Source organism: Microcystis flos-aquae FACHB-1344 (assembly GCF_014698375.1).
GTDB classification, from domain to species: domain Bacteria; phylum Cyanobacteriota; class Cyanobacteriia; order Cyanobacteriales; family Microcystaceae; genus Microcystis; species Microcystis aeruginosa.
Window position 1 is genome coordinate 1 of sequence record NZ_JACJSW010000029.1, and the last position, 15318, is coordinate 15318.

The 15318-nt window shown below is 43.2% G+C and carries 17 protein-coding genes; 9 read left to right on the forward strand and 8 right to left on the reverse strand.

What is annotated here, in order from left to right; all coding sequences use genetic code 11:
• Positions 1-82: 82 nt before the first annotated feature.
• Positions 83-460, reverse strand: coding sequence for a clan AA aspartic protease (locus H6G48_RS01700; protein ID WP_190718463.1), 378 nt, complete (start codon positions 458-460; stop codon positions 83-85).
• Complete coding sequence (locus tag H6G48_RS01705; protein ID WP_002733756.1) at positions 457-732, reverse strand: hypothetical protein; 276 nt, start codon at positions 730-732, stop codon at positions 457-459. The genes H6G48_RS01700 and H6G48_RS01705 overlap by 4 nt, the downstream gene beginning before the upstream one ends.
• Before the next feature lie 361 nt (positions 733-1093).
• On the opposite strand from H6G48_RS01705, the gene H6G48_RS01710 reads away from it, so the two are divergent.
• Entirely contained in the window at positions 1094-1645 is a 552-nt protein-coding gene (locus tag H6G48_RS01710; protein ID WP_002759060.1) for an REP-associated tyrosine transposase, read from the forward strand.
• Between the two features lie 804 nt (positions 1646-2449).
• Here H6G48_RS01710 and H6G48_RS01715 read toward each other — a convergent pair.
• Positions 2450-3385: a hypothetical protein gene (locus H6G48_RS01715; protein ID WP_190718466.1), complete on the reverse strand. Its 936-nt coding sequence runs from the start codon at positions 3383-3385 to the stop codon at positions 2450-2452.
• A gap of 224 nt (positions 3386-3609) precedes the next feature.
• Between H6G48_RS01715 and H6G48_RS01720 the strand changes: the two genes are divergently transcribed.
• The 3 genes from H6G48_RS01720 to H6G48_RS01730 all read left to right on the forward strand — a co-directional run bounded on the left by H6G48_RS01720 (position 3610) and on the right by H6G48_RS01730 (position 7561).
• A complete protein-coding gene (locus tag H6G48_RS01720) occupies positions 3610-3765 on the forward strand; it encodes a hypothetical protein (RefSeq protein ID WP_155119269.1) in 156 nt (51 codons plus the stop codon).
• Between the two features lie 56 nt (positions 3766-3821).
• On the forward strand, positions 3822-6152 hold the full coding sequence (locus H6G48_RS01725; protein WP_190718470.1) for a heavy metal translocating P-type ATPase: 2331 nt from the start codon (positions 3822-3824) through the stop codon (positions 6150-6152).
• 236 nt (positions 6153-6388) lie between these two features.
• Complete coding sequence (locus H6G48_RS01730; RefSeq protein ID WP_190718473.1) at positions 6389-7561, forward strand: hypothetical protein; 1173 nt, start codon at positions 6389-6391, stop codon at positions 7559-7561.
• Between the two features lie 496 nt (positions 7562-8057).
• Here H6G48_RS01730 and H6G48_RS01735 read toward each other — a convergent pair whose 3' ends face one another.
• Positions 8058-8399 carry a hypothetical protein gene (locus H6G48_RS01735; protein ID WP_149979103.1) on the reverse strand — a complete coding sequence of 114 codons (342 nt, stop codon included), beginning with the start codon at positions 8397-8399 and terminating at the stop codon, positions 8058-8060.
• A 12-nt stretch (positions 8400-8411) separates the two neighbouring features.
• Between H6G48_RS01735 and holB the strand changes: the two genes are divergently transcribed.
• Together holB and H6G48_RS01745 are read left to right on the forward strand one after the other, a co-directional pair.
• Positions 8412-9377 carry a DNA polymerase III subunit delta' gene (gene holB, locus H6G48_RS01740; protein ID WP_190718476.1) on the forward strand — a complete coding sequence of 322 codons (966 nt, stop codon included), beginning with the start codon at positions 8412-8414 and terminating at the stop codon, positions 9375-9377.
• Between the two features lie 37 nt (positions 9378-9414).
• Positions 9415-9633: a neurohypophysial hormones like protein gene (locus H6G48_RS01745; protein ID WP_190718481.1), complete on the forward strand. Its 219-nt coding sequence runs from the start codon at positions 9415-9417 to the stop codon at positions 9631-9633.
• Positions 9634-10063: 430 nt separating this feature from the next.
• Here the strand turns inward: H6G48_RS01745 and ftsH2 are convergent, their stop codons facing one another.
• Entirely contained in the window at positions 10064-11950 is a 1887-nt protein-coding gene (gene ftsH2 / locus H6G48_RS01750) for an ATP-dependent zinc metalloprotease FtsH2 (protein WP_190718483.1), read from the reverse strand.
• A gap of 246 nt (positions 11951-12196) precedes the next feature.
• Between ftsH2 and H6G48_RS01755 the strand changes: the two genes are divergently transcribed.
• Both H6G48_RS01755 and H6G48_RS01760 read left to right on the forward strand, forming a co-directional pair.
• Entirely contained in the window at positions 12197-12382 is a 186-nt protein-coding gene (locus H6G48_RS01755) for a type II restriction endonuclease (RefSeq protein ID WP_341275473.1), read from the forward strand.
• Between the two features lie 15 nt (positions 12383-12397).
• Positions 12398-13330 carry a Dam family site-specific DNA-(adenine-N6)-methyltransferase gene (locus H6G48_RS01760; protein WP_190718486.1) on the forward strand — a complete coding sequence of 311 codons (933 nt, stop codon included), beginning with the start codon at positions 12398-12400 and terminating at the stop codon, positions 13328-13330.
• A gap of 35 nt (positions 13331-13365) precedes the next feature.
• Here the strand turns inward: H6G48_RS01760 and H6G48_RS01765 are convergent, their stop codons facing one another.
• Complete coding sequence (locus H6G48_RS01765) at positions 13366-13665, reverse strand: hypothetical protein (RefSeq protein WP_190718488.1); 300 nt, start codon at positions 13663-13665, stop codon at positions 13366-13368.
• 218 nt (positions 13666-13883) lie between these two features.
• On the opposite strand from H6G48_RS01765, the gene psbX reads away from it, so the two are divergent.
• Positions 13884-14003, forward strand: coding sequence for a photosystem II reaction center X protein (gene psbX, locus H6G48_RS01770; RefSeq protein ID WP_002733679.1), 120 nt, complete (start codon positions 13884-13886; stop codon positions 14001-14003).
• A 45-nt stretch (positions 14004-14048) separates the two neighbouring features.
• Here psbX and H6G48_RS01775 read toward each other — a convergent pair whose 3' ends face one another.
• Together H6G48_RS01775 and H6G48_RS01780 are read right to left on the reverse strand one after the other, a co-directional pair.
• Positions 14049-14696, reverse strand: coding sequence for a ComF family protein (locus H6G48_RS01775; RefSeq protein WP_002795927.1), 648 nt, complete (start codon positions 14694-14696; stop codon positions 14049-14051).
• Entirely contained in the window at positions 14665-14964 is a 300-nt protein-coding gene (locus H6G48_RS01780) for a DUF1816 domain-containing protein (protein WP_190718493.1), read from the reverse strand. The genes H6G48_RS01775 and H6G48_RS01780 overlap by 32 nt, the downstream gene beginning before the upstream one ends.
• Between the last annotated feature and the right edge of the window lie 354 nt (positions 14965-15318).

Consider the following 15318-nt stretch of genomic DNA (forward strand, 5'->3'; position numbering starts at 1 on the left):
AATGGCAGAGTTGGAAAAACAGATTAATCGACTTCCCCATTTGCCAAAGTGGTTTGTGGAAATCCCTTATCAAACCACTTGACTATTGGATCATCTTTTTTATGGAGTTCTCTAATCCCCCAGCAAAACCCTGAATATTCAACTCATAGCCATCAAGTAAACCCATACCAACTAATGGATCTGTCTCTGACTCATTGATTTCAATAGATTTGATCTGACCATCCCAGATCACAGTTGCCTCAAATACGTTAAACATACAGAGGCTTCCATCGCCCAAGATTCCCTCTTCTTGCATATACCACGTTAATCCTAGTGTTGTAATGATAGCAGAAGGCAACGTGAGAAATCCAGTGTAACCAGTGTCAATAACTGCTTTAATCGCTTGCCTCTGGTGATTTTCGCCTAGCACTACGAATTGAATAATTGCTTCTCGGCGCGAATTGACGCTCCCCATCATCATGGCGACACACTGGGGGAACGAAAGCCAAAACGATGGACGGCACGATGTCCAATGCGAATACCAAATATTTGTGCATCAGGAAAACGTATTAACAGTTGTTTGGCAGCTGTTAGGCTGTCGTCAGCCACTTCAAAAGCCCCTGTTTCGATGTCTATTGCTACAATCTTCCCATGATTCCCTTCCTCGATTTGGGAGCGTACCTGAGATTCATAGACTTCGTGTCCACGTCGGGCAAATTCTTCTTTGCTGTAGCGGGGTTGTCGAACTGTCATTGAAGCGACCCTGTGGCAACTTTTGCCCCTCTATTTTAACCTAAACATTGGGAATCTTCCCTAACATTCCTCAACTGGGCCCACAAGAGCAGCACCGCACCTAACCTCACAGCTTCAATCAATGTGCATGGTGCGTTCTCAAAAATCCTGCATTAGGGAACGCATCCTACGGCTGAAACAGTCCAGTCAGCGTAACGCACGAATTTTGAACATTAGATAAGGTGCGTTACATTTCATTAACGCACCCTACAAGATCGGCTATCTGCTATGCAGTGCCTTCGGCATCGCACTGTCCAGTAACGCACGAATTTGTTGATTATCATTCAAGTTGTACATTTCATTAATACACTCTACGATCCAAATGTCTAATTATCGAAGACCTCATGTATTTGGAGGGACTTTCTTTATTACTCAAGTCACTTATCAGAGAGAGCCTTGGCTTTGTTGTGATGTGGCTAGAAAAGCGCTTAGGCAAGGAATCGAAAAGGTTAGGGTGAAATATCCTTTTGTGATTGATGCTTTTGTTCTATTACCTGATCATTTTCATTGTTTATGGACGTTACCAGATGATGATCAAGATTTTTCGGTAAGGTTACGATTAATCAAAACTTATGTCACAAAGCATTATGGGCAGGCATTGGGGGTTAATCGTGAAGTTTCTCGATCGCGGCAAAAACGAGGAGAAGGGAATCTTTGGCAACGCCGATTTTGGGAGCATTTAATCCGAGATGAACAAGATTTTGCAACACATTGCGATTATATTCATGACAATCCAGTGCGGCATGGTTTCTGTGAAAATCCTCAAGATTGGCAATATTCCAGTATCCATCGGTTTATCGCTCAAGGAATTTATCCCCAGGATTGGGGTAGTGGTGAACGTATAGCCAAGCCTGAAGGTTTTTGGGATGATTAAGCAATATAAATGTATCAAATGTAGTGGATTGTTTCAGCTAAAATAGGGCGATAGATTTCGGCTTAAAGTCTTAGATTATAGAATTTATAGCATTTTTCTAATACACCAAATTAGCTGAAACAGTCCAGTAGGGTGTGTTAGCGTCAGCGTAACGCACGAATTTTGAACATTAGATAAGGTGCGTTACATTTCATTAACGCACCCTACCATATCGCACTGAAACAGTCCAGTAGGGTGTGTTAGCGTCAGCGTAACGCACGAATTTTGAACATTAGATAAGGTGCGTTACATTTCATTAACTGAAACAGTCCAGTAGGGTGTGTTAGCGTTAGCGTAACGCACGAATTTTGAACATTAGATAAGGTGCGTTACATTTCATTAACTGAAACAGTCCAGTAGGGTGTGTTAGCGTCAGCGTAACGCACGAATTTTGAACATTAGATAAGGTGCGTTACATTTCATTAACGCACCCTACAAGATCGCACTGAAACAGTCCAGTAGGGTGTGTTAGCGTTAGCGTAACGCACGAATTTTGAACATTAGATAAGGTGCGTTACATTTCATTAACGCACCCTACAAGATCGCACTGAAACAGTCCAGTAGGGTGTGTTAGCGTTAGCGTAACGCACGAATTTTGAACATTAGATAAGGTGCGTTACATTTCATTAACGCACCCTACAAGATCGGCGATCGCACTTAGACTCACAGCTTCAATCAATGTGCATGGTGCGTTCCCCAAAATCGATCGCTGGACCGGTAGGAATTGCATTAGGGAACGCACCCTACAAGATCGGCGATCGCACTCTACTTTGGTGGTGCCGGAGATCTGTCGTTAGTCTGAAAATCTTGATTTGCTGCCTTAGTAAGTCTTTCGTAAGTTTGGTCAGACAATAAACCAGCGGCAAAAGCAAGAAGCAAGATACCTTCAGTGCGTAAATCCTCAACTCTTGCTGTAGATGTTAATCCATTAACAGAAAGATTAACAACAAATGTAGCAATAGCCAATAAGATGCCAAATATGGGCTTGTAAAAATATGATCTTATTGGTGTTTCTTTTTTAGGATCTATATGTTCTCTAATCAGAAAGATAATACTTCCAAGTGCTCCGAGCATAATTAATAAACCAAAGGTATCAACTAATTTTAGCCGCCTTCTTTGATTTTTCTCCGTGATTAACCAGTTTTGAGCTTCGAGGGGTATCAATATATCTTTAGATTGAAATTGAGAACCTCTAAACTTTGCAGGCAAGATATCATTGCTAATAGTTAATTGATTAATGTTAATGTCTTGTAGATCATTCGCAGCAAGGGCTTTCAACTTGGTTTCGACAATTTCAAACAAAATTATATAGTCTTCTTGTTTTCTGTCATCTTGTTGTTTCTGAGTTGTTTCTCTCCATGATGTGTTCACTTGTAGCAAGTCTAATACAGTTCCTATAGGAGGAATTTCATCACTGAATTTCCCTGCATATTTTGTATCAATATAACAATTTAAATAATCAGTGGGAGTAGAAACTTTTTGAGAATTACAAGATTCGTTCTTATTAGATGATATTGCCTTTTCAGTTATCCCTGATAGTAGTTCAACAAGTCGAGAAATATTACCACCGATAGCAAGAATAGAAATTGTGAACAGAAACACTACCCAACAAAAGATAATAAAGTCTTTGACACCCGTATTGGTAACACTTAGATCTGGCTTAGGTTGATTTGGATTTATCTCAGATTTACTTGGCTCCATGGTCAGAACTCCAATTTGTATGTGAACTATAGTCTAAACCTATGTATCAGTTCGGTATAACCATTAATTCAACCGCTCCCTGCAGTCCAGCACCCTCCCCCATTCTACTATGCCACTGCCATCGGTCTAACACCCCCTAAATAAAACTTAATACCACACCGTGCAGTTTAATCACCTCAATTTGGGCATAATTACCACAGAAGGCGGTCTAACATTGCGCTCAAGTGGATTTTACCCTATTTGCCGATGACAGAATCCGAGAAGTCATGCGCCTGTTTACTGACCCGTTTGTGGTACAGTTAGCTATTAGTTTTTCCCGCATCATTGATGGCTGCCCTCCTAATAGTATGGATCGGGAAGAGATCGCTAAAATAGTTTAAAAATCCGTCGATAATTTCTAGGATAGAAGTAAAGACCATCCTTGCCTACTTTTTCTATGATCCTAGCCGCCGAAACTGGACTAAAAACCGCTACTCTAGACGTAAAAGGCATGAAATGCGCCGGCTGTGTGAGTGCCGTAGAAAGACAACTCAGCCAAAATCAAGGGGTAAAATCGGCCCAAGTTAACCTAATCACGGAAATTGCCGTGATTGAATACCAACCGGATGCGATCGCACCAGAGCAGTTAGCCGCAAAATTAACCGCAATCGGATTCCCCACCCAACCGCGCAGCTCATCGACTCCCCTTTCTCAACAAAATCAACGGCTGCAAAACCAACAAAAAGAACAGCAACAACAATTATACCGATTAGCGATCGCTTGTTGTTTACTGGTTTTTTCCCTGATTGGTCACTTACACCACATCGGGGGACCAGAAATCCCCATCTTTCAAAGCATTGCTTTTCACTGGACTTTAGCCACCCTAGCCATTTTATTCCCCGGCCGCGATATTTTCATCGATGGTTGGCGCGGATTACGGCACGGGATGCCAAATATGAACACTCTCGTTAGTTTAGGCACAGGTAGCGCCTATATAGCCAGTTGTTTGGCTCTTATCTTCCCTAATCTCGGTTTAGAGTGCTTTTTCGATGAACCGGTCATGCTGTTAGGGTTTATTCTCCTCGGACGGACTCTAGAAGCGCATTCCCGTCATCGCGCAGCCGCAGACCTAGAAGCGCTTACCTCCCTACAACCGGCAGTGGCTCACCTGATCGGTAGTACAGATGACCGTGTGGGCGTGGCCATTCCCGTGGAACAGTTGCGCGTCGGGGAATGGGTGCGTGTCTTACCCGGAGAAAAAATTCCCGTGGATGGGGAGATTATTCAGGGAAGAACCACAGTAGATGAAGCTTTGTTAACGGGGGAATCGCTGCCGGTGGTTAAGGAAAAGGGATATCTAGTCATTGCTGGCAGTTTCAATCTCTCTGGTGCGATCGCCGTGCAAACTCGTCAGGTGGGGACCGATACCACCCTAGCTAAGATTATCGCAGCCGTGGAATCAGCCCAAACTCGCAAGGCCCCGGTGCAGAAGATAGCGGACCGGGTAGCGGGTTATTTTGCCTACGGAGTCATGATAATTGCCCTAATTGTGCTGCTCTTTTGGTATTTTTGGGGAACTAGGCTCTTTCCAGAGGTGTTAGGGTCAACCACAGGACACCACGAGATGATTCAACCCACTTCTCCCCTACTTTTGTCCCTAAAATTAGCGATTTCTGTGCTTGTGGTCGCTTGTCCCTGCGCTCTCGGTTTAGCCACACCGACGGCCCTACTGGTGGGAACCAGTTTAGCAGCCGAACGGGGTATTTTAATTAAAGGGGGCGATGTTTTGGAAACCGTCTCGCGACTGCAAACGGTGGTTTTTGACAAAACGGGAACCCTCAGCCAAGGTCATCCGGAAATTACCGATTGTTTGAGTTTTTCTGAGCTTAATTCCCTGGAAATTCAACAATTAGCGGCAGTAGTGGAGAGTGGTACTAATCATCCTCTCGCTCGGGCGATTTTAGACGCGGTTACTCCCCCTACTAACCTGACGGGGGAAGATTTTCAAACTGTGGCCGGATTGGGAGTTTCTGCAAGGGTGCAGGGGTCGAAAATTGTTCTGGGAAATCGGCAATGGTTGGCGCAGAACGGCATTAAAATCGATGAAACTATCCCCAGTATTCAAGAGCTTTTACAAGCGGGTAAAACGGTGATTTATCTGGGTATGGAAGAACAATTACTCGGTGCGATCGCTTTTCAGGATCGATTACGTCCCGATGCTCAAACAACCGTTAATCAGTTGCAAAAACTCGGTTTAGAGGTGATTTTACTCAGTGGAGATCGCCAAGAAGCGGTGACAGCGATCGCTAATAGTTTGGGTATTAGCCAATTTTATGCCCAAGTTGCCCCCACCGAAAAATCGGCCTTAATTGCCGACCTACAGACAAAAGAGGGCAAAATCGTGGCTATGGTCGGGGATGGTATCAATGACGCTCCTGCACTAGGACAGGCTAACATCGGTATTGCTCTGGCCGGTGGCACGGAAGTGGCCATGGAAACGGCCGGGATCGTTTTAATTAGCGATCGCCTGGAGGATGTGGTGCAATCTCTGCATTTAAGTCTGGCCACATGGCAAAAAATCCGACAAAATCTTTTTTGGGCTTTGGGTTATAATACCTTTGCTATTCCCATTGCCGGTGGTTTATTACTGCCCCGTTGGGGTCTAGCTTTCAGTCCGGCCCTAGCAGCAGCTTTGATGGCTTTTAGTTCGGTTATGGTAGTGAGTAATTCCTTGCTTTTACGTCGTCAATTTCCACCGCTCAAATCGACGCAGGAAGAGAATAGATAATCAGTTTTTAATAACTGGATTTAGTATAATTCTCCCTCTCTGCTGCTCCAGGAGAGTCCTTCCACAGGGTCAATACCACTGGCTGCTTGACACCCCCCCCTGAACAGTTACAGTTGTTAGACAGTGGAAGAGGCTTCTAGTTCCTGTGGACGGGCAAGATGCCCATCCCAAGTTTCATATTTAATTACAACCAGCTACTTACACTTAATATTTGATGTTTAATTAGGTTATTTTTCATGAATTTACTACAAAGTTTCTGGCGCAGATTTGAAAATCAAACCATTGTGATAGTTAGTGTAATTGTTGCCTTTTTACTACGGCTGAGTTGCTGGCAAAACTTAACTTCAGATATGAAAGATTACAGTAAGTGGTACGATTTTATCGTCCAGAACGGAGGATTTAGTGCTTTTAAATATGATTTTGCTAACTACAGTGTTTCTTACTTGTATTTAATGGTTATTGCTTCTTATATTTATTCTAGTTTGCCTAAAATTCTTGCTATCAAGCTGATTACAATCCCTTTTGATTTTCTTTGTGCTTTTTTTGTTTATAAGCTAGTTCGCCTCAAATATTCTAGAGGCAAATTACCAATTATTGCTGCTCTTGCTGTCTTGTTTTCTCCTACAGTTTTTTTGAATAGTTCTTACTGGGGACAGACAGATATGCTTTATACATTTTGGTTAGTTGCCTGTCTCTATTATCTAGCTATTGAGCGGAATATATTAGGATTAATCTGTTTTGGTATTGCTGTTTCTTTTAAGCAACAAGCAGTGTTTTTTGCGCCTTTTTTAATCATGCTTGGTGTCAAAAAATATATCTCTTGGTCTTCATTATTAATTGTTCCCTTAGTATATTTGATATCTCTAGTTCCAAGTTGGATGGCAGGCAGATCACTAAACAGTTTATTGTCAATTTATCTCAATCAAGCTGGAACATTTAAAGAGCTGACTTTATCTGCTCCTAATCTATATCAATGGATTTCCAATCAATTTTATTCAATGGTTGTTCCCCTGGGGGCATTGCTGACAGTAACTGTTATTGTGTGCCTCGTTTACATAATTTACAAAAGTCATCTTAAAATTACTACACCAGTAATGATTCAACTGGCTCTTATCTCAGTCTTGGTTGTCCCTTATTTACTGCCGAAGATGCACGAAAGATACTTTTTTGCTGCCGATGTTATTTCCATTATTTTTGGTTTTTATTACCCCCGCTATTTTTTCGTGCCAATTATTATTAATCTTGTATCTCTCTTCAGTTATTTTCCTTATCTAATGCTTCAACATGATGTAGAAGTGGAGATAGTTTCTTTGCCAATCTTGTCTCTCATTTTAGGATTGACAATATTAATTACTCTTTATCATCTACATCAAACTCTTCAGGAAGCTGAACAACAGAAATTACTCTAACAATTTTCCTTTCTGTTATTGCCAGAGGACATAGACCTAGATCGATCGATCTTTGTGTCCTCTGTGTCTCTGTGGTTCCTTCCACTCCCTCGCTAGGAGGAATGTATCTTAGAATACATTTTACCCACCAAACCTGGGAGAGCCCAATTCCTGAGATTGTGGGCTCTTAGTCTAACAAAGCCCATGCACACCGACCGTCGAAACTGGATCGCTATGATGCAGAAGTTATCTGGCGTGGGTGATGGCCAGCGTTACCAGGAAAAGTGAATAAACATTATACTAAATTGGGTTACACTTCATCTTTAGGAGAAACGCTCTAATATAGATATTTCGACCAAATTGAGATGCACCCAATTTGGTATCATCTCTGGATGACCAGCTACTGTTCTGGCGTTCCCAAAAACTAGAGACTTCCCACCTCACCATTAAGATAACTGCTATAAGATGGTATTTTGTCCCCGTCTTTGTCAGTTGACGGAGACAGGAACAAATCGGGTTAAGCGGTAATTCTGGTCAGCGATTGACCTTGATAATTGTTGGTAATAATCTGGTGAATAGATTCAAAAAATCGCCGACAACGATTATTAGTTCTCAGGGGCAATTCATGATTTTTTACCAATAAATCGATCTGAAGTTCCGAGCTAGTGGGAGGATGAATAAATAATTCCACTTTCACTAACTGGGGAAAGAGAGCATCGTTAGGAACTTCCGATAAAAGCAAGACATCGGGCCGGCGCTTGATGATTTCAAATTCACCCAAACTTAGGATATCATCGTATAAAAACCCGGTCTGATGAGGAGAAATTCCGACAAAATAAGAACAGGAATAGCGAGCCATGGCAGGGAAAAGATGATAGATTGGTCACGGTTAATCGGTCAAAATCAGGCCATTGAACTACTACAAAGAGCGCTTGAAATCAATTCGATCGCTCCCGCTTACTTATTCGCCGGCGCTAGGGGGATCGGACGCAATCTGGCCGCAAAATGTTTCTGTCAAGACTTATTAACTAGAGATCGATCGCCGGAAACAAGGGAATTAATCCTGAAACGCTTTCTGGGAGGCAATCATCCCGATTTACTCTGGATTGAACCCACTTATCAACACCAAGGCAAACTGCTCACCGCAAAAGAAGCACAGGAAAGCAATCTCAAGCGTAAAGCTCCCCCGCAAATCCGCATCGAACAAATTCGCGAGATTACTAACTTTTTAAGTCGTCCTCCCCTGGAATCGGCCCGCTCTGTGGTAGTGATCGAGGAAGCAGACACCATGACGGAATCGGCGGCAAATGCCCTCTTAAAAACGCTTGAGGAACCGGGAAAAGCCACTTTAATCCTGATTGCTCCCAGTCCCTCCTCTTTACTACCTACTCTCGTTTCTCGCTGTCAACACATCCCTTTTCAGCGTCTTTCGGAAGAAAATCTCGCTCAAGTCCTCCGCTCTCACGGACACGCTCGCGTTCTCAATTATCCGGCAATTCTCGGTTTAGCCCAAGGTAGCCCCGGAGAAGCGATCGCCGCTTTAGAGTTTCTCGACAGTCTCCCCCAAGATTTACCGCGATCTTTGAGCAAATTTCCCCTAAAACTCTCCCAAGCACTGGAATTAGCCAAAATTATTGCTCAAACTCTTGACACGGAAACCCAATTATGGTATGTGAGTTATCTTCAGTATGAGGATTGGCAACGACGACGAGAGCGATCGATTTTAGAAATCTTGGAAAAAACCCGCCGGCAGCTGTTAGCCTACGTTCAACCCCGTTTAGTCTGGGAATGCACTTTCTTGGCATTGGCCAAACTATCCACCGCCCAAAAGTCTTAAAATTGTTATATTTATCGATCGAGTGGGGAGAAAGACCTTGAAAATCAAATCCTTAGTTTTGCTGATTCTGTTAACCTTGACTACGGTTTTAGGTGCTTGTCAGGGAGGAAAAGAAGCCGAAGAACCGAAAACCGTCCCTACCACGGTAGAATCCCCCCAAAAAGACGAAGATAGCGATAAAGACGGGGAAAAGCAGCAAAAAGACGGTGATAATCAACGGGATAAAAAAGACGATGACGATGATGATGATGACTAATTGTAAAAATCAAAAATTGTTGTTAGGGTTAGGAGTCAGTAGCCAGTAGTCGGTCGTCAGGAGAATTAAGAATGAATGATAATCAATTAAATTGTCTATTTACAGATTTTATGCAATTTAATCCTTATTTTTGCCGCTTTTGAACCCTTAACTAGGGTTTGCGGCAAAAAGTACGGGCGAAGCATTCGGTTAGAAAATCTATGGTTTCACCGATAGGTGATTGTCCGAATGCTTCGCCCCTACAGGACGCGGGCCGATGAAGACGCAAGGTTTTGAACGACGATTCTCTCAAAATCTTGCACCTGTTTCGCGAAAAAAGCCACAAAACTCTTACCTTGCCTACATTTCACATTTATTCAGCAAACCCTAACTGGGATAAAAAAATCGGGTGAGCTTTAACCCACCCGATCGCCTATAGATTGAAATCAACCTATAACTGTGGTACAAACTGTTCTTTTTCGGGAACGTAGGCGTATTCAGCCACAATCTGCCGGAATTCTTCCCCATTGATCGTTTCTTTTTCGATCAGCAGATCCACCACTCGATCGATCACTTCGCGATGATCGCGAATAATTTGCCGAGAAATTTCATGGCAGTGTTCCACGATCGATCGCACCTGATCATCGATGCGAGTAGCGACCTTCTCAGAATACTCGGAACGAGTCATCAAACCGCCACCGAGGAACACTTCACCCCCTTGACTTTCTAGGGACAAAGGACCCAAATCGCTCATCCCGAAACGAGTCACCATCTGGCGGGCCATATCAGAAACTTGCTGTAAATCGCCACCGGCACCGGTAGTCACCTCATCATAGCCGAAGATTTCTTCCTCAGCCGCCCGACCACCTAAAGCACCGGAAATCCGGGCCATTAACTGCGCTTTCGTGGTTAAACCCTGTTCTTCGTTGGGAGTGAACCAAGTTAAACCCTGGGCTTGGCCCCGGGGAATCAGAGTCACTTTCTGGACGGGATCGTGATCTTTTAAGAGCGTACCCACGATCGCATGACCCACTTCATGGTAAGCGATTAAGCGCTTGCTCTTGCTATCGACTAAAGGAGTGCCTTCCATACCGGCGATAACGCGATCTACCGCATCATCTATCTCTAGGAGGGTAATGGCATCTTTGCGACGACGGGCGGTTAAAATTGCCGCTTCGTTCAGTAAATTGGCTAAATCTGCTCCACTGAACCCCGGAGTGCGACGGGCGATCGCTTCGATGGAAACGTCGTTAGCCAGCTTTTTATTGCGGGCGTGAACGTCTAAAATCTCTAAACGACCTTTAAAATCGGGTGCATCCACGGTTACTTGGCGATCAAAACGGCCCGGACGCATGAGAGCGGAATCGAGAACATCGGGGCGGTTAGTGGCGGCAATGATGATAATTCCCGTATTACCCTCGAAACCGTCCATTTCTGTCAATAATTGGTTCAGGGTTTGTTCCCGTTCATCGTTACCGCCACCGATACCGGCACCCCGTTGACGACCTACCGCGTCAATTTCATCGATAAAGATTAAACAGGGAGCATTTTCCTTGGCTTTTTTGAACAAATCGCGCACGCGAGAAGCACCGACACCGACAAACATTTCCACAAATTCCGAACCGGAAATGCTGAAGAAAGGTACACCCGCTTCACCGGCGATCGCTTTAGCCAACAGGGTTTTACCCGTACCCGGAGGACCAACTAAAAGGACTCCTTTGGGGATTTTGGCACCGACGGCGGTAAATTTCTCCGGTTGTTTGAGGAAAGTGACGACTTCCTGTAATTCTTCCTTCGCTTCGTCAATTCCTGCCACATCGTCAAAAGTGATACCGGTTTTTGCTTCCATCTGGAAACGAGCTTTTGATTTACCAAAACTCATCGCTTGACCCGGACCGCCTGGGATATTATTAGAACGGCGGAACAGGAAAAAGAGAGCGGCAATCAGCAAAAAGGGGAAAAGTAGATTACCGAGGAATCCCCACCAAGCGCCGTCATTCCGCATCGGGTGAGCATCGAAACTAATTTTAGAATCGCGTAAACGGGCGATCAAATCCGGGGAATTGGCCGGTAAATCGACCCGTAGGCGTTGTACTCGGTTTTCTAGTTCCGGATCTAGGGCCTGTACGATCGCGGTTCTGCCCCCTTCGTAGAGATCGACGCTGACAACCCTACCACTGTCTAGGTATTCTAGAAAGCGTCCGTAGGTCATGCGGGTAGTGGCGGTGTTATTGCCGATATTACTGGTGGCCGTGGCAAAAGTGCCTTGCCAGAGGAAAAAACCGACCACAAGGGCGGGCAATGTCCACAGTAAAATCGTTTTCCAGGATAGTTTCATGTTTGTTTAGTGGTTCTAGGATAAAGATTTTTGCTTAACTCATTTAGCTGTTTTTGTCAAGGATTTTACGTTATTTTTTCGAGATTAATCCCCGCAGCCAATTAAATCTTAACTAAATGTAACGTAATTCTCATAATTCTGACAAGAATGGTGACGAGAGATTTTTTTAGTTCATTTGTTCTAGCAAGAGTCTCATGGTTTCTGGGATAAGCTGTACTGAATTTAAACTGCCTAGAAGTATATACTATATCTATTGATACGAAAATCATCCCCAAAATCCTAGAATTGCTTCTTTTTCCCATATTTGATAATTTTGCTAGATGTAACCAGTTAAAGATAGAGTTAGTATCTCAACAAAATTTTTACCCTGATTTGACCTTTATTCACGAGCCAACAGGAGCTAAGTTTGCTGTGGATAGAGATTACTGTTAATGAGGAGAGTGTTTAGTGAAGTTAACGCCACTTGTGCCACCGATTAAGTGTCAAGGAATTAAAACTAAATTGGTAAAAGATGTTAAAAATATTGTGTCTGATCTGAGCTTTGGGCGTTGGATAGAACCCTTTTCTGGATCGGGGGTGGTGGCTTTTAATATTAATCCCAAAAAGGCTTTACTTGCGGACACAAATACTCATATTATCCAGTTTTATAATAATCTAAAAAATCAAGTTATTACCAGTAAAACTGTGAAGCTTTTTTTGCAAGAAAATGGTCAAGTTCTTAAGGATCAGGGAGAAAGTTATTATTATCAAGTACGAGAAAGATTTAATCAATCTCCTAATTCTCTAGATTTTTTATTTCTCAATCGCTCCTGTTTTAATGGCGTGATGAGATTCAATCGTAAGGGACAGTTTAACGTACCTTACTGTCATAAATCAGAACGATTTTCTCAAGCATATATTACCAAAATAGTCAATCAAGTTATTGCCCTAGAAAATATTCTTATTAAAACTGATTATAATTTTCAAGTTGCTGACTTTCGAGAGACTTTATCTAATTGGCAAAAAACAGACTTGATCTATCTCGATCCTCCTTATTTAGGGAGACACACCGATTATTTTAACTCTTGGTCTGAAGAGGATGAAGATTGTTTGGTAACTATTTTAAAGGATATTTCTTGTCGGTTTATTTTGTCCACTTGGCACAGTAATCAGTTTAGAAGCAATCCTTTAATTAAAAAAAATTGGAGTGCTGATAAGTTTTATATCTATACTAAACAGCATTTTTATCATGTTGGTTCCACAGAAAAATTGCGTCATCCGATCACCGAAGCGATCATTACTAACTTTAACATTCCCTTGTTGCCAGAGCGAGGAACTGATTTGCAACAACTGTCATTATTCCCATCGACAGCAGAAAATGAGGGAGTGAGAACAGTCTAGAAGATGCCTAGTTGCAAATTCTCACTCCTTACTATTTATCCTTGGCTTTGGCGCAGATGGTCATTAATTTGGCGTTTGCGCTTTTCTTGGGGGGTAGTGCTAGTAATTTCGCCAAAATCTTGACTACTCATGGAAAGATGGGACATTATCTTTCTTTTGCGCTCTTTAGCAGTTAATTCCGGTGAAGGAGTTACTGGCGGCGGCGCTGCCACGGGTTCCGCTGCCACCGGAGGAGTTTCCACAATTGGCAGCGGTTTTTTGGGAATATAGTCAGCACCACTGGTACTTCTGGAGAGATGATCGAGAATGCGCCGTTTGCGATCGTCAGTAGCCATAAAAATCTTTGCCAATCTAGTTTAAAGTTTTGTAACTATCACCTATTGTCAAACATCCCTATCCCCTTGAGAAGTCAAGGGAGACTTTATCTTGAGGGATTGAAGACATATAAAACCTGCGATCGCATTTATCTGACTGTGGCACTGGAGGTCTTCTCGCCCAAGGTGATAAGATAAAAAACTAAGTCTTTGAAAATATGACAAAGGATTTATCTATCATGACACCCTCTTTAGCTAACTTTCTCTGGAGCCTTGTTTTAGGTGCGGTTATCGTCCTGATCCCTGCCACTATCGGTTTGATTTTCATCAGTCAATACGACAAGATCAAACGGACTTAATTTAATTTAACCCTAAAATGCCTAGACCGATTCCGTCTGGGCATTTTAGCTAATTTTGGAACTGGCAAGAGCGATCGCACCGACTACCCGATACCCCTCTGTTTGTAAAACCTGCACAGCCTCCTCAATCGTGGTTCCCGTGGTATAAATATCATCAATTAAGAGAATCGGCACTGATTTCGGTAAATTTTTCCCCAGTTGAAAAGCCGCTTGCATCGTCTTTTTTCTTTCCTCGGCTGCCAGACTAAATAAAGCTGCCGTGTTCTTAATCCGAATTAATCCGCGACTAGCCAGAGGATAACCGGTTAAACGACAAAAACCCTCGCCAATGACTTCTGCTTGATTAAAACCCCTTTCCTTTAACCTTTCTGGGTGGAGAGGGATAGGAATCACCGTCAAACGTTTATCGGTGAGGGGAGGACGAAGGAGCCAAGTTTCCCCCATGCAACTGCCTAGCAAAGAGCCGAGAGCGGGATGGCGATCATATTTCATTTTAGCGATCGCCTGTTTTAATTTACCTTCATAGCGTCCCCAGATAAACAGGGGAATAGAACCACGCCAGAGAAAAAGCGGGTTATTCTGACGATAGGACTGTAATTGTCGCCCACAATCACGGCAAAGCTCTCGCTCGCTCTGCCGTTGACAAAGAGGACAGGGAGACTTAAGAAATAAAGCGAGAAAAGGTTCGAGCATGGGAAGTCAAAGTTTTAGCTAGATCCTGATTTCCATCGTCAAAAACGGTCAAATAATGGGGATTACTCCGCTCGATCAAAAGACTGATTCCTTGCGCTCCTTCGGACTCTATATCTTGTAGATAACCCCCCTGATGCTGTTCTGCTTCCTCAAAAGAAGCAAAGGGACCAAAATAGTAAATACAGTGGGGGGAAAGGGAGGTAATTTTCAGCCACCAAGGTGTATTATCGTCAGAAATTTTATTTGTCTCCAAGAAAGATAAAATCATGTTCTGGTAGTGATAGGGTACAGGGATTGCGGGAATCAAGGACAGGTTTTTAGGAACTTTGCCCCCATAATTCCGATTTGCTGGCCAAAAAATCGAGCTTTTGGCCAAAGAGAGTCTTTTTATCGTATTAGATTAACAAGGGGATCGGTCGCAAAATCAAAAGATATTCTAAAAATTCCCCTCAGCCAAGGGGAAGCGGATCGAGATAGGATATTGACGCTCCCATCGCACTAAGCGCTTGGGGATTCCCTGTTCATCCAGTTACCTTATCTACTAAGCTTTCACCTAATAGACAGTGGGTAGTCTGTCCGAGGGCTTGAATTTCTGTCCGCCCGACAGTATTTGCCCGTGCGA